The sequence below is a fragment of the Snodgrassella sp. M0110 genome (assembly GCF_016101465.1).
GTDB classification, from domain to species: domain Bacteria; phylum Pseudomonadota; class Gammaproteobacteria; order Burkholderiales; family Neisseriaceae; genus Snodgrassella; species Snodgrassella alvi.
Window position 1 is genome coordinate 1 of sequence record NZ_JACFQM010000001.1, and the last position, 14,191, is coordinate 14,191.

Annotated in this window: 12 protein-coding genes; 10 read left to right on the forward strand and 2 right to left on the reverse strand. The window is 43.4% G+C overall.

Going from position 1 to position 14,191, the window contains the following annotated elements; translation table 11 throughout:
* The first annotated feature begins 413 nt into the window (after nucleotides 1–413).
* The 3 genes from H3T84_RS00005 to H3T84_RS00015 all read left to right on the forward strand — a co-directional run bounded on the left by H3T84_RS00005 (nucleotide 414) and on the right by H3T84_RS00015 (nucleotide 4,607).
* Nucleotides 414–1,613 carry an MFS transporter gene (locus tag H3T84_RS00005; protein ID WP_198216917.1) on the forward strand — a complete coding sequence of 400 codons (1,200 nt, stop codon included), beginning with the start codon at nucleotides 414–416 and terminating at the stop codon, nucleotides 1,611–1,613.
* A 479-nt stretch (nucleotides 1,614–2,092) separates the two neighbouring features.
* Nucleotides 2,093–3,280 (forward strand): M20 aminoacylase family protein, encoded by a 1,188-nt coding sequence (locus H3T84_RS00010; protein WP_198216919.1) that lies wholly within the window; start codon nucleotides 2,093–2,095, stop codon nucleotides 3,278–3,280.
* Nucleotides 3,281–3,320: 40 nt separating this feature from the next.
* Complete coding sequence (locus H3T84_RS00015; RefSeq protein WP_198216921.1) at nucleotides 3,321–4,607, forward strand: MFS transporter; 1,287 nt, start codon at nucleotides 3,321–3,323, stop codon at nucleotides 4,605–4,607.
* Nucleotides 4,608–4,669: 62 nt separating this feature from the next.
* Here H3T84_RS00015 and tkt read toward each other — a convergent pair whose 3' ends face one another.
* On the reverse strand, nucleotides 4,670–6,655 hold the full coding sequence (gene tkt, locus H3T84_RS00020) for a transketolase (protein ID WP_198216923.1): 1,986 nt from the start codon (nucleotides 6,653–6,655) through the stop codon (nucleotides 4,670–4,672).
* A 324-nt stretch (nucleotides 6,656–6,979) separates the two neighbouring features.
* Here tkt and H3T84_RS00025 point away from each other — a divergent pair, with 324 nt between their 5' ends.
* Nucleotides 6,980–7,300 (forward strand): ComEA family DNA-binding protein, encoded by a 321-nt coding sequence (locus H3T84_RS00025; protein ID WP_244895671.1) that lies wholly within the window; start codon nucleotides 6,980–6,982, stop codon nucleotides 7,298–7,300.
* Between the two features lie 22 nt (nucleotides 7,301–7,322).
* Here the strand turns inward: H3T84_RS00025 and H3T84_RS00030 are convergent, their stop codons facing one another.
* Complete coding sequence (locus H3T84_RS00030) at nucleotides 7,323–8,210, reverse strand: LysR family transcriptional regulator (protein WP_084550722.1); 888 nt, start codon at nucleotides 8,208–8,210, stop codon at nucleotides 7,323–7,325.
* A 230-nt stretch (nucleotides 8,211–8,440) separates the two neighbouring features.
* On the opposite strand from H3T84_RS00030, the gene H3T84_RS00035 reads away from it, so the two are divergent.
* The 6 genes from H3T84_RS00035 (at nucleotide 8,441) to H3T84_RS00060 (ending at nucleotide 14,159) form a co-directional block, all read left to right on the forward strand.
* On the forward strand, nucleotides 8,441–9,805 hold the full coding sequence (locus H3T84_RS00035; RefSeq protein WP_037475502.1) for a CitMHS family transporter: 1,365 nt from the start codon (nucleotides 8,441–8,443) through the stop codon (nucleotides 9,803–9,805).
* A gap of 43 nt (nucleotides 9,806–9,848) precedes the next feature.
* Nucleotides 9,849–11,186, forward strand: coding sequence for an acyclic terpene utilization AtuA family protein (locus H3T84_RS00040; RefSeq protein WP_037475501.1), 1,338 nt, complete (start codon nucleotides 9,849–9,851; stop codon nucleotides 11,184–11,186).
* Between the two features lie 2 nt (nucleotides 11,187–11,188).
* A complete protein-coding gene (locus H3T84_RS00045) occupies nucleotides 11,189–11,491 on the forward strand; it encodes a hypothetical protein (protein ID WP_025329974.1) in 303 nt (100 codons plus the stop codon).
* Nucleotides 11,492–11,614: 123 nt separating this feature from the next.
* Nucleotides 11,615–12,268: an acetate CoA-transferase subunit alpha gene (gene atoD / locus H3T84_RS00050; protein ID WP_025329975.1), complete on the forward strand. Its 654-nt coding sequence runs from the start codon at nucleotides 11,615–11,617 to the stop codon at nucleotides 12,266–12,268.
* Between the two features lie 13 nt (nucleotides 12,269–12,281).
* Nucleotides 12,282–12,947, forward strand: a complete 666-nt coding sequence (locus tag H3T84_RS00055) for a 3-oxoacid CoA-transferase subunit B (RefSeq protein ID WP_037392084.1) — start codon at nucleotides 12,282–12,284, stop codon at nucleotides 12,945–12,947.
* A 30-nt stretch (nucleotides 12,948–12,977) separates the two neighbouring features.
* A complete protein-coding gene (locus tag H3T84_RS00060) occupies nucleotides 12,978–14,159 on the forward strand; it encodes an acetyl-CoA C-acetyltransferase (protein WP_100125070.1) in 1,182 nt (393 codons plus the stop codon).
* The last annotated feature ends 32 nt before the right edge of the window (nucleotides 14,160–14,191 follow it).

A 14,191-nucleotide genomic window follows, 5' to 3' on the forward strand; every position in this document is an offset into this window, starting at 1 on the left:
GTGAAAGTAGGACACCGCCAGACTCCCTATAGAAGAACCCGGTTGATTAGTCAGCCGGGTTTCTTACTTTGAGTACTGAGAAGTAAAACAGAAGAAAAAACAATACCGCAGCAGCCAAACGGCTGCTGTTGCTGTATCTAGGTCAGAGAGGGGAAGGCCTGCTGACGCAGTGCTTCATAGAGGACGATGGCGGCGGCGTTGGACAGGTTTAGTGAGCGGATGTGCTCTGACTGCGGAATTCGCAGACATTGCTCGGCGCGTGCCTGTGCGAATGCTTGGGGCAGCCAGTATAAATAAATTAAATTGTTATCAGATCCCAGATTAGAATAGATAGAAAAAATGTGCCAATTATTAGCACTCATTCAGTAATATATCATATCAAAATTATTATTTATTCACTTTGGTTGAAAATAATGAATCAGCAAGATAGTCAGTTCTCATCTAATCAGTTATTTCTTTCGGTTATTTTAATGGTAGCAGGCGCACATCTATGTAATGACCTGATTCAGTCGATGCTGACAGCTACTTATCCTTTATTGGAGGAAAAATATCGTTTAAGTTTCGCTCAGGTGGGTTGTATTAGTCTGGTATATCAGCTTACAGCTTCAATTTTACAACCCGCAATCGGTTATTACACAGATAAGCATCCGAAACCTTATTTATTACCCCTAGGTATGGTTTCAACGACATTTGGCTTGTGCATGCTGGGTTTTGCTAGTCAGTTTTATTTATTATTACTGGCTGCAGCATTTCTGGGAGTAGGCTCATCTACTTTCCATCCTGAGGCATCCCGTGTTGCACGTAATGCTTCTGCAGGTCGGTTTGGCTTGGCTCAGTCGGCATTTCAGGTAGGCGGTAACCTGGGTTCATCACTCGGGCCGTTACTGGTGAGTTTGGTCGTGCTGAGATTTAACCGGCAAAGTAATATTCTGTGGTTTATCGCCATTGGTGTAATTGCTATTTTGCTTTTGTGGCGCATCAGTGCATGGAGTGCTCGTCATCTGGCAGCAAATAAGCATAAGGCAGCAGTAAATTGTACTTTACCTTATGATAAAAATAAGACTATTCTGGCCTTATTTATTCTTGCCGTATTAATTTTTTCTAAATTTTTTTATATGGCCAGTATGAGCAATTATTATAGCTTTTATCTAATTGAAAAATTTGCTCTAACTAAACAGTCTGCAGTGTTATTTCTATTTTTATTTTTGGCCTGCGTAGCAATTGGTACGTTTATCGGAGGTCCGGTAGGTGACCGTATTGGTCGGAAATATGTTATTTGGTTCTCTATTTTAGGTGCTGCACCTTTTACCCTGGCCTTACCTTATGCAAATCTCTGGGGTACGGCGCTGTTAAGCTGTTTGATTGGTTTAATTATATCTTCAGCTTTTTCGGCAATTGTGGTTTATGCTCAGGAGTTGATCCCCGGACGCGTCGGCATGATTGCCGGTCTGTTTTTTGGTTTTATGTTCGGGATGAGTGGAATTGCAGCAGCAGTTTTAGGATATGTGGCCGATAAAACCAGCTTACAACTTATTTTTAAATTTTGTTCTTTCCTGCCATTACTTGGAATACTGACAATTTTGCTACCCGATGTTGAGCAGTATAAAAATTAAATGATAAAAGGCCATTGTTAATGGCCTTTTCTTTTCATTAATATTGCAGAGATTGATCAGATAGTTTGAAATTTTAAAAAAATATTTTAAATAGTATAGAGAATTCAAGTATTGTGTACTAGATTTTAATCAAATTGTTTATATAGAAAATGAGATAAAAAATATTGTAGTGGTACTTTAAACATTCTATTTTTTATAATATTATGATAAATATAATAAATTTATTTAATTGTATAGTATATAAGTATAATTTCAATTATTATGCATTATAAATAGATATTTAATTATTTTAATCCAGTAAATCGAACTTTTGTCAGTTTGCTATTCATTAATAGTATAACAATGCTATCAAATAATTTTGTCATATATGAAATATGAATTTATTTAAATTTAGTATTAATTTTTTTTATTTTGTCAATAATAATTTTGTTTGTTAAGCTATAGCTTTCTAAATTCATTAAAAATGTAAGGTTATGTTTATGAAAAAAATCCGTGAACTGATCGAAGCTGAGTTAAGTACTTTTGTTCAGCTGCGTCATGATATTCATCAACACCCTGAATTAGCTTTTGCAGAAAATCGAACCAGCGATAAAGTTGCCGCTTTGCTGGAGCAGTGGGGATATAAAGTTGAACGGGGTATTGGTGGTACTGGTCTGGTAGCACAACTTCAAGCCGGAAATGGTGACAGACGTATTGGTATCCGGGCTGATATGGATGCATTGCCGATTACTGAAGAAAGTGGTGTTGCGCATACAAGCCAGCATACAGGCAAAATGCATGCATGTGGCCATGATGGACATACTGTAATGCTACTGGCTGCGGCTAAGGTATTAGCCAGCAGAAAATCGTTTAATGGTACATTGAATCTGATTTTTCAGCCGGCGGAAGAATATGGCAAATCTGGTAGTGGTGCTATGCGGATGATTGCTGATGGTCTGTTTGAAAAATATCCGTGTGATGCCGTATATGGTATGCATAATATGCCGGGTTATCCGCAGGGACAGTTACATTTTTATGATGGCTGGATGATGGCTTCATCTGATGTGGCCACTATTACAGTAAAAGGTGTGGGCGGGCATGGCGCGAAACCGCACAATACGCATGATCCGATTGTGGCTGCATCTTCTATCGTAATGGCTTTACAGACAATTGTGTCACGTAATGTCAGTCCGCTGGATTCGGCTGTGGTTACAGTGGGTATGTTTCATGCCGGTGTGGCGAATAATGTAATTCCTGAACAGGCTGAGCTAAAGCTGACTGTGCGTTGCTTCAAGCCTGAAGTACGTAAGCTGTTACAGCAACGTATTGTGGCAATCGCTCAGGCTCAGGCACAAAGCTTTAATGTTGTGGCTGAAGTGGATTATCAGCATGGATATGCTCCTGTATTTAATACCAGTAAAGAAACTCAGTTTGCGCGTCAGGTAGCACGTGAAGTGGTAGCGGAAGAAAATATTGTCGATCAGACTGAACCAATGGCCGGAAGTGAAGATTTTGCATTTATGCTGGAAAAATGTCCGGGAAGTTATTTGTTTATTGGTAATGGTCTGAAAGAAGTGGATGCTGCTTCGGGTTTTGATTTGCATAATCCTTATTATGATTTCAATGATAAAAATATAGCTATTGGTGCGACATACTGGGTAGCACTGGCTGAGCGCTTTTTAAAATAAATCTAATTTGAATATTTTATAAAATAATTGGAGTAATGATATGAATACAGGACAAATAGCTATAGAGCATAATAAGCCACCGGCGAAAGCGATTGCGGCGGCGGTGGCAGGGAATGCATTGGAATTTTATGATTTTATTATTTATTCATTTTTTGCAGTGTATATTGCGCAATCATTTTTTCCCTCAACCAATAATGATAAATACACCAGTTTGCTTGCTGCAGTAGCTGTATATGGTGTCGGTTTTTTTACGCGACCGTTGGGTGGTTTACTTATTGGTGCCTATGCAGACAAGAAAGGTCGTCGGGCAGCGATGATGCTGACTGTAGCATTAATCACGCTGGGAACACTGGGACTGGCTGTTACACCCAGCTATGAGGTGATCGGGATTGCAGCTCCTATTATTGTGGTTATTGCACGTATGGTTCAGGGGCTGGCTTTAGGTGGAGAAGTAGGTCCAGCTTCAGCAATGCTGATTGAATCTGCTCCGCCAGATAAACGTGCTTTTTATGCCAGCTGGCAAATGGCCAGTCAGGGAATTGCGGTAGTGGTTGGTGGTTTGGTTGGTTTTACTGTTTCCAGTATTCTGACTCTGGAACAGTTGAATGCATGGGGCTGGCGCATACCTTTTCTGATAAGTCTGGTATTAATTCCGATTGCTCTGTATATTCGCCGAGCCTTACCGGAAACACTGGAAGAACCGACTCATCACAGCGGTACTCAGATGATAACAATCATATTTTCCCGTTATAGGAACGAGGTGATACTGGGAATTATGGTGCTGATGTCGACGGCTATTACCGCTCAGGTAGGTAATTATATGACTACTTTTGCTATCGATACGTTTAAACTTAAACCAAATATTGCGCAAATCTGCACTACTTCGGGTGGATTGATGATGTTTGTGTTTTCATTACTGGCAGGTATGCTGGCTGATAAATATGGTCGTAAAAGTATTATATTATGGCCACGGGTGGCTTTAATGTTGCTGATTGTGCCGATGTTTTATCTGTTGGTAAAAACTGAAAGTGTGGCGATGCTGTTGCTGGTAACAATGATGGTAACGTTGTTAACAGGGATGAGCGGTGCCAGTAGTTTAGTGGCTATTCCGGAAATGATACCGTTTAAACTACGCGCAACCGCTGTATCACTAATTTATGCAATTAGTATAACTTTGTTTGGTGGTACGGCACAATTTGTGATTACTTGGCTGATCAAGTATTTTGGTGCAGTATCGCCGGCTTATTATGTAGCAGGTACCAGTTTATTATCTGTAATAGCTATTCTGATGATGCCGGAAACACGTCATATAAATGTAAAAGATTAAATCTATCATAATGATATAAAAAATGCCGGCAAACAATGCCGGCGTTTTTTTTATATGCTCATTTAAATGATATTTTTCACTACTTCAACAACCTGTTCGATAGTGAAACCAAATTCCTGAAAGAGTTTCTCAGCTGGTGCGGATTCACCAAAACGATTAATACCAATAATGGCACCATTCGTACCCACGTATTTATACCATGAATCACTGACACCGGCTTCAATGGCAATACGAGGCAGATGAGCAGGTAAGACGCTTTCACGGTAGGCTTGATCCTGCTGATCAAAAATATGGGTATTAGGCATAGATACAACTGTTGTGGCAATACCTTGTTCAGCTAATTTGCTCTGAGCATTGATAGCCAGCTCCACTTCAGATCCTGTGGCAATAAGTACCGCCTGTGCAGCCTTTGTATCGGGTGCTTTCAGTACATAACCGCCACGACGGATATTGGCTAGCTGCTGGTTATCCCGTGGCATAAATGGTAACCCCTGACGGCTGAATATCAGGCAACTGGGGTGATTGGTTGCAGCGGCGGCATCTGCCCACGCTATCAGTGATTCGGCACTGTCACACGGTCGCCATACACTCATGTTCGGAATCAGACGCAGGGTGGCAATTTGTTCAATCGGCTGGTGTGTCGGACCATCTTCTCCCAAGCCGATAGAATCGTGTGTGAATACAAATATCGGGTTGATTTTCATTAGTGCAGCCATGCGCAAAGCATTACGGGCGTATTCACTGAACATCAGGAAAGTAGCTCCGAATGGTTTGATACCACCGTGCAGGCTCAAACCATTCATAATGGCTGCCATACCAAATTCTCGTACGCCATAATGGATGTAATTGCCGCCACTGGTGGCTGTCACGGCAGTACTGCCAGACCAGTCGGTCAGGTTTGAGGGGGTAAGATCTGCAGATCCGCCTACAAATTCAGGTAGAATTTGTGCCAGAATTTCGATGCTGTTCTGACTGGCTTTGCGGGTGGCCACTTTTTCAGCTTTGCTGCATACTTCATTTAATGCATTTTGAACGTGTTCTTCAAAATTTTCCGGCAGTTTACCGTCCATGCGGCGGATAAATTCAGCTGCTTCAGCAGGGTATTGTTGCTGATACCGATTAAACAGATTTTGCCACTGCTGTTCCAGTTGAGTACCGGCTTTAACTGCACTCCAGTCGTCATAGATTTTCTGCGGAATGGTAAATGGTTCATGTGTCCAGTTCAGAGCAGCGCGGGTAGCGGCAATTTCTTCGGCACCTAATGGTGCGCCATGGGTTTTATGGCTACCTTCTTTGTTAGCGGCACCTTTGCCGATTCTAGTTTTACAGCAGATAATCGATGGTTTCTCGGTTTCGGCTTTTGCTGCGGTAATGGCTGCGCGGATAGCGGTTTCATCATGGCCGTCTACATTGGCAACTGTGTGCCAGCCGTAAGAGGTAAAGCGTTCAGGAATGTTTTCGCTGAACCAATTGTCTACATTGCCATCAATTGAGATGTTGTTGTCATCATACAGAACAATGAGTTTGCCCAATTTAAGCGTGCCGGCCAGTGAACATACTTCATGGGATATTCCTTCCATCAGACAGCCATCGCCGACAAATACGTAAGTATGGTGATCAACAATATTCAAGCCCGGTTTATTAAATCGGGCAGCCAGAATTTTTTCTGCTAGTGCCATACCAACGGCATTACCAATTCCTTGTCCAAGTGGTCCGGTTGTGGTTTCTACACCATCAGTGTAGCCGTATTCCGGATGTCCCGGGGTTTTGCTGTGCAGCTGGCGAAAATTTTTCAGATCTTCAATACTGAGATTGTAACCGCTCAGATGCAGCAGACTATACAGCAGCATGGACGCGTGTCCGTTCGAAAGGATGAAACGGTCGCGGTTGTAAAACTTGGGGTTAGCTGGGTTGTGTTGCAGGAATTCGCGCCACACTACAGTAGCCATTTCGGCCATACCCATTGGTGCGCCCGGATGCCCTGAGTTAGCCTGTTCAATTGCGTCCATTGCCAGGAAGCGAATAGCATTAGCGAGATGTGAAGCCATGAAGTTGCCTTTTGATGAGGGGATTGCTGGTTGCAATAGCGATGTGAGTTAATGGACTGTACTCCGCCGCAAGAGACAAAGGTATCCAGTGCGAATTATCCTGAATCTGCACAAACCTTTCAAGGAAAGACTGTTTTTTGTCTGATTCTGATGGTTTGAAACAGTTGATTAATTAAGCTGAGGTATATGCTGGAAATGATTAAAAATATCGTATTTTCAGTAAATAAAATAATGATTGCATAAATTAATCTTATATTTTATGCTAGTGTCAATTCATAAGTATGATTTGATCAGGTAACTTTATCAATCAAAGGAGAATACAGAGTGCAAAAGATTGGTATGATTTTGGTACTGTTGTTTGCTATGGCTTCGGTGTGGGCTGCTGTTAATATTAATACTGCTTCTTCACAGCAGTTGCAATCATTACCGCATATTGGTGCAGTTAAAGCGCAGGCAATAATTGATTATCGCAATGCACACGGTCCTTTTCGTTCTACAAAAGACATTATGCGTGTTAAAGGTATTGGTAAAGCGACTTATGAGAAATTGCAAAATGATATTAGTGTCAGCGGTGTAACGGTTAGTTCAAATATACCGGATGCAAAATACCGTCGAGCCGTACCCGCTACTGCTGTATCCAGATAATATTAGTTAAGGTTACATATAATTAATCACTGAATATATTGGCTTTAATATGATGATAAAAATTTTCGGCCTGCGGTGACAGTTTGCGTTCTTTATGCTTGATCAGATAAATGGAACGTTCCAGATTCATGTCTCTGACCTCTCTGACTACAAGATTTTTATGTTCAAATTGAAATAATGTTAATCTCGGCACTATGCCAATGCCGTAATTAGCCGCTACCAGTCCCATCATGGTGGTGAGCTGGCTAACTTCAACTACATAATTCATTCCAAACAAATCTACAATTTTATCAACGTAATGGCGGATGCTGGTACCTTTAGTAAATCCGATCATGCCATATTCAAGTAAATCTTTTAATTCAATATCTGCTTTGCTGGCCAGTGGGTGATTGATATGACATATGAGATGGAACTTATCTGAAAAAAGAAACTCGGCAGAAATTTCAGTCAGAGAGGGAGATTTTGCGGTTAATGCCAGTTCTGCATGTCCTTGTAATAGTGCTTGCAGACACAGATCCCATTGAGTATCGAGTAATTCAACTTTGACATTGGCATGTTTATGATGAAAAGTAGCCAGCAGCTGTGAAACCCATTGCACGACGATAGACGGCATAACTGCCAGTACCAGTTTTTCTTTATGATTATTGGCATGTGAGCGGATTTCTTTGGTAGTTCGCTCATAGGCGAACATAAGTTCACGTGCCAGTTTGATGAAGTGGATTCCGTCTTCATTCAGCTGAACTTTACGGGTATCCCTGTCAAACAGGCGGTAGCCGATTTCCTGTTCCAGATTGGCAATCAGGCTACTGAATGCAGGCTGAGACAAATGGATCTTCTGGGCTGCACGGGTGAAGTTATCTTCTTCTACCAGCGCCAGAAAGGCTTTTATCTGCTTGATTGATATATTCATATAGCATTATTTGCCGTATTTTAATCCATACTGTTATCTACAATAGCATATTTAGCGTTAATACATATTGAGTTTTATCAAATTTTTCATATGCTGGAAGATTTATCGATTTTGCTTATGAATCGATTTTTATTATCGATTAGACAGGGTGTGCCGTTATGGTGAGAATGCAAAGGCTTTCTTAAATATTTATTCATTCTTTTTAATAACAACCCAAAAAGGGGATTCTTATGCTGGCTTTAATAGGCATATTAACTATTGCAACTTTGCTATTTTGCATTATGAGCAAGCGGTTATCGCCGATAGTGGCTTTGATTATTATTCCTATTCTAGGGGCTGTAATCGCACTATATATCGTACCGTTGTTTCAGGGTGGTCAGGAAGTACTGCCTCATTACACCGCTATACCGAAAATGGTGGTGACAGGAATATCCAAACTGGCACCTATGGCAGCGATGTTTGTGTTTGCCATTATTTTCTTCGGTGTGGTAAGTGATGCCGGGATGTTTGATCCGATTATCGCCAAGATTCTGAAGGTGGTAGGTACTAATCCTAAGAGAATTATTATTGGTACTGGTGTTCTGGCACTGATTGCGCATCTGGATGGTAATGGAGCAGTGACATTTCTGATTACAGTACCGGCCATGCTGCCTTTATATAACAAACTTGGTATTGATAAGCGAATTCTTGCCGGGATTACAGCACTGAGTGCCGGTGTAAATTTCCTGCCATGGACAGGACCGATGATTCGTGCTTCCGCAGCGCTGGAGGTATCTACACATGATCTGTTTACGCCACTGATTCCGGCGCAGATTTGCGGGCTGGCGTTTATGGTGTTTATGGGCTGGTACTGGGGACGCAAAGAAGAAAAACGCTTAGGTCTGGCCGGAGCTGGTGCTGGTGCGGTAATCGGTGGTGAAAATGAAGAAACAGCAACACATTTTGCGCCAAAAGAATTAACCGAAGAAGAGCAAAAGCTGCGTCGTCCACATTTATTCTGGGCGAATATTACTCTGGTGATTCTGGTAATTACGGGTATGGTAGCCACAAAAATATCACCAGTGGTTATTTTTATGGTGGCCTGCTGTATTGCGCTGACATTAAATTACCGCAAGCCTGCTGAACAATCTGCACGGATTAATGCTCATGCTAAGGGCGCGCTGATGATGGCATCTATTTTGTTTGCTGCCGGTGTGTTCACAGGCATTATGGGTGAATCCGGTATGCTCAAAGCTATGGCAAATTCAGCCGGTCATTTTGTACCTGACAGTTTGTCTTCTCATATTCCGTTTATTGTCAGTCTGGTAGCAATGCCGCTGAGTCTGGTGTTTGACCCTGACTCCTATTATTTCGGCATTATGCCGGTGGTGGCCAATATTGGTGGTTTCCCGCCTATTCAGGTGGCTCAAGCTTCTTTACTTGGACAGATGACTACTGGTTTCCCGGTTAGTCCGCTGACTCCGGCTACCTTCCTGTTGTGCAGTCTGTCCGGCGTTGATTTGGCTGACCATCAGAAATTCTCTATTCCGATACTTTGGCTGGCTTCTATCGTGATGGCTGTAGGCGCGATGTTATTCGGAGTATTCCCGATATAAACAGGTTGTTTTTAAGTTGTTGAATGTAAAAAGGGTATGACATATGAAAAAAATCAGAATTGGTTGTGGTGCCGGATATGGTGGTGACCGGATTGAGCCGGCTGTAGAGCTGGCGGAAAAAGGGGATATTCAGTATCTGGTATTTGAATGTCTGGCTGAACGCACGATTGCTATCGGTCAGCGCCAGAAAAAGCATAATCCGGAAACCGGTTTTAATGAATTACTGGCAGCGCGTATGCAGGCAGTATTACCAGCCTGTCTGGAAAAGGGAATCAAGATTGTTACTAATATGGGTTCTGCCAATCCGCGTGCAGCAGCCAAAGTAACTGCCGAAATCGCACGTTCTCTGGGCGCAAAAAATCTGAAAATTGCCATTATTGAAGGCGATGATGTTTACGAACAGGTTATGCAGCAGGATCTACCACTGGATGAGCTGCAAAAACCGGTTTCACAATGCGGTAAGAAAATTGTTTCAGCCAATGCTTATATCGGCGCTGAACCAATGGTACAGGCGCTAGACAATGGTGCTGATATTGTTATTGCCGGCCGTGTTTCTGACCCGTCTCTGTTCCTGTCAATCATGATGCATGAGTTTAAATGGGGTGCAGAAGATTGGGAGCATCTGGGTAAGGGCACTATTCTGGGACACTTGCTTGAGTGTGCCGGCCAGATTACTGGTGGTTATTTTGCTGATCCGGGTTACCGCGATGTGCCTGATCTGGCACGTCTGGGCTTTCCGATTGCCGAAATCAGTGCCGATGGTGATGCAGTAATTACTAAAGTTGAAGGCTCTGGCGGCATGGTTACTCCTGATACCTGTAAGGAACAGATGCTGTATGAAATTCATCGCCCGGATGAATATAAAACACCGGATGTCACCGCAGATTTCACGCAGGTAACCTTTACACAAGTAGGTAAAGACCGTGTTGCAGTTACTGGCGGTACAGGTCGTGCCCGTCCTGAGACGCTGAAGGTCTCTGTAGGTTATGAAGATGGTTTTATTGGTGAAGGTGAGATGAGCTATGCCGGTCCGGGAGCGGTAGAACGCGGTCGTCTGGCACTGGCCATCGTAAAAGAGCGGTTTGAAATCGCACATGCAGAACCACAAGAGGTGCGTTTTGATCTGATTGGTATCGATTCACTGCACGGTGCAACTTTGTCACAAAGCAGCCAGCCGTATGAAGTTCGTGTACGTGTAGCCGGACGTTTCGCAACCAAAGCTGCGGCAGCAGTAGTGGGTAATGAAGTTGAAACTTTATATACCAATGGTCCGGCCGGCGGCGGCGGTGCTATGAAATCTGTAAAAGAAATTGTGGCTATGGATTCAACATTTATTCCCCGTAATCTGGTGACAACCAGTATTGACTATCTGGAGGTTTGATAATGAAGTTACGTGAAATTGCACACTCTCGTACTGGTGATAAAGGTAATACTTCAAATATTTCGGTAATTGCTTATCGGCCTGAAGATTATGAACGTATTAAAGCAGCAGTGACTGCGGAAAAGGTTAAAGCGTTTTTTGCAGACATCGTGACTGGTGATGTTGTGCGCTATGAATTACCGAATATCGGTGCACTGAATTTTGTTATGTATGGTGCTTTGGGTGGTGGTGTTACCCGTACGCTGGCACATGATATGCATGGTAAAGGTTTGAGTGCAGCAATTCTGGATATGGATATTGAGTAATTAATCACTTGCCGGCGGTGCTTTTCAGGGTATCGCCGGCAAATCAAATATTGTCATAGATCTATAACAAAATCAGTTGTTATGTATTTGTCCGGTCTTTGGTTTATCTCAGGTTAGAAGAGTATGAAAACAAAACAGCTCAGTTTAGCGGATGTAAAAAATCATCTTTGGGATGGAATGACCATTATGTTTGGCGGTTTTATGGGAATCGGTACGCCCGCCAGACTGGTACAGGCTATTCTGGATTCAGGGGTTAAGGATTTAACTATTATTGGAAATGATACTGCGTTTGTAGAAACCGGTGTCGGCCCGCTGATTACGAATAATCGTGTCAAAAAAGTGATTACTTCGCATATCGGTACTAATCCGGAAACCGGTAAGAAAATGATTGCCGGTGAGATTGAAGTTGAACTGGTACCGCAGGGTACGCTGGCAGAGCGGATTCGTGCTGCCGGCGCAGGTTTGGGTGGTGTGCTGACACCTACCGGATTGGGAACAATTGTCGAAGAAGGCAAACAGAAAATCGCGGTAAACGGACAGGAATACCTGCTTGAATTGCCATTACAGGCTGATCTGGCCATTGTGGAAGCAAAAACGGCAGATAAGCTGGGTAATCTGGTGTATGAACTGTCTGCTCAGAATTTTAATCCGCTGGTTGCTCTGGCTGCGAAAAAGGTAATTGTTGAAGCAGGTAATGTGGTTGAAGTGGGTGAGATTTCACCTGATGCGGCGACTACACCGGCAGCGCTGGTTGATTATATTGTTTATCCGGAATAAAGGAAGAGTCACCATGAATGCAAAAGAATTAATTGCACGCAGAATTGCGTTGGAATTCAATGACGGGGATGTGGTGAATCTGGGTATCGGTCTGCCGACTCAGGTAGCCAATTATGTACCGGAAGATATTCATATTACTTTGCAGTCTGAAAACGGTTTTCTCGGTCTGGCTGCACTGGATCCTGAAAAAGCCAATCCTAATCTGGTGAATGCAGGTGGTCAGCCATGTGGTATCGCTGCCGGCGGTTGTACTTTTGACAGTGCATTTTCATTTGCACTGATTCGCGGCGGCCATGTTGATGCTTGTGTACTGGGTGGTCTGGAAGTCGATCAGCAGGCAAATCTGGCAAACTGGATGGTGCCGGGAAAAATGGTACCGGGCATGGGTGGTGCAATGGATCTGGTAACTGGTTCGCGCCGGGTTATTATTGGTATGGAGCATTGTACTAAAAATGGTGAATCCAAAATTCTGAAAGAATGTACTTTACCGCTAACAGCAAAAAACAAAGTTAATCTGATTGTTACTGAATTAGCTGTGTTTGGTTTTAAAGACGGACAACTGGTTTTACTGGAACATGCCCCAGGCGTTGATCTGGAAACAATTAAGGCTAAAACTCAGGCTGAATTTACTGTGGCTGAAGATTTCCGTGAAATGGCAATCAGCCAGCGTGGTTTATAGGCTGGTAACAGTCAGATTTAGGAGTTAAATATGGAAAATGCAGTTATTGTCAGTGCAGCGCGTACGCCTGTAGGCAGCTTTAATGGTTCGCTGGCCAGTGTAGGTACGGTAGATTTGGGTAAGCTGGTTATTGCTGAAGCTTTAAACCGTGCCGGTGTTGAAAGCGGGCTGGTTGATGAAGTAGTGATGGGTAATGTGCTGCAGGCCGGGCTGGGACAGAATCCGGCACGACAGGCAGCCCTGGCAGCCGGACTGGCTGATAGTGTACCGGCGTATACTGTTAATAAAGTATGCGGTTCGGGATTAAAAACGGTAGCACTGGCCGCTCAGTCTATTGCTGCGCAGAATGCAGAGGTAGTGATAGCTGGCGGCATGGAAAATATGACGCGGGCACCATATCTGCTGGATAGCCGTGCACGCTGGGGCTATCGTATGGGTAATCAGCAGGTAATTGATACTATGGTACACGACGGGCTGACCTGTGCTACCAATCATTATCATATGGGGATTACTGCTGAAAATATTGCACAGAAATATCAGATCAGCCGGCAGGAACAGGATGAGCTGGCTTTACGTTCTCAGCAGCTAGCTGCGCAGGCGGTTGCAGCCGGTGTATTTGATGCAGAAATTGTGCCCGTAACAATTAAGTCACGTAAAGGTGAGACTGTATTTGCGCGTGATGAATATCCGCGGGCAGAGGCAACTGCTGAAGCACTGGCTAAATTGAAACCAGCATTCAGTGCCGATGGAACGGTGACTGCCGGCAACTCATCAGGAATTAATGATGGTGCTGCTGCTGTGTTGGTGATGGCGGAAAGCAAAGCAAAAGAACTCGGATTACAGCCTCTGGCACGTATTCGCAGTTATGCCAGTGCTGGTGTCAGTCCTGCACTGATGGGGCTGGGACCTGTACCCGCGACACAGAAAGCTTTGCAGAAGGCCGGTCTGGCACTGACAGATATTGATTTGGTAGAGGCAAATGAAGCTTTTGCTGCACAATTCCTCGGAGTAGGTCGCGAATTGCATTTTGATATGGATAAGACCAATATCCATGGTGGTGCGATTGCGATTGGTCATCCGATTGGAGCCAGTGGTACACGCATTCTGGTAAGTCTGTTATATGGTATGCAGGCAAAAGATGTTCAGTTCGGGCTGGCTACGCTGTGTATCGGCGGCGGTCAGGGTATTGCAATGATTGTTGAGCGTATGTAATACAGTTATTTCACTGAATATCCAATTGAAAA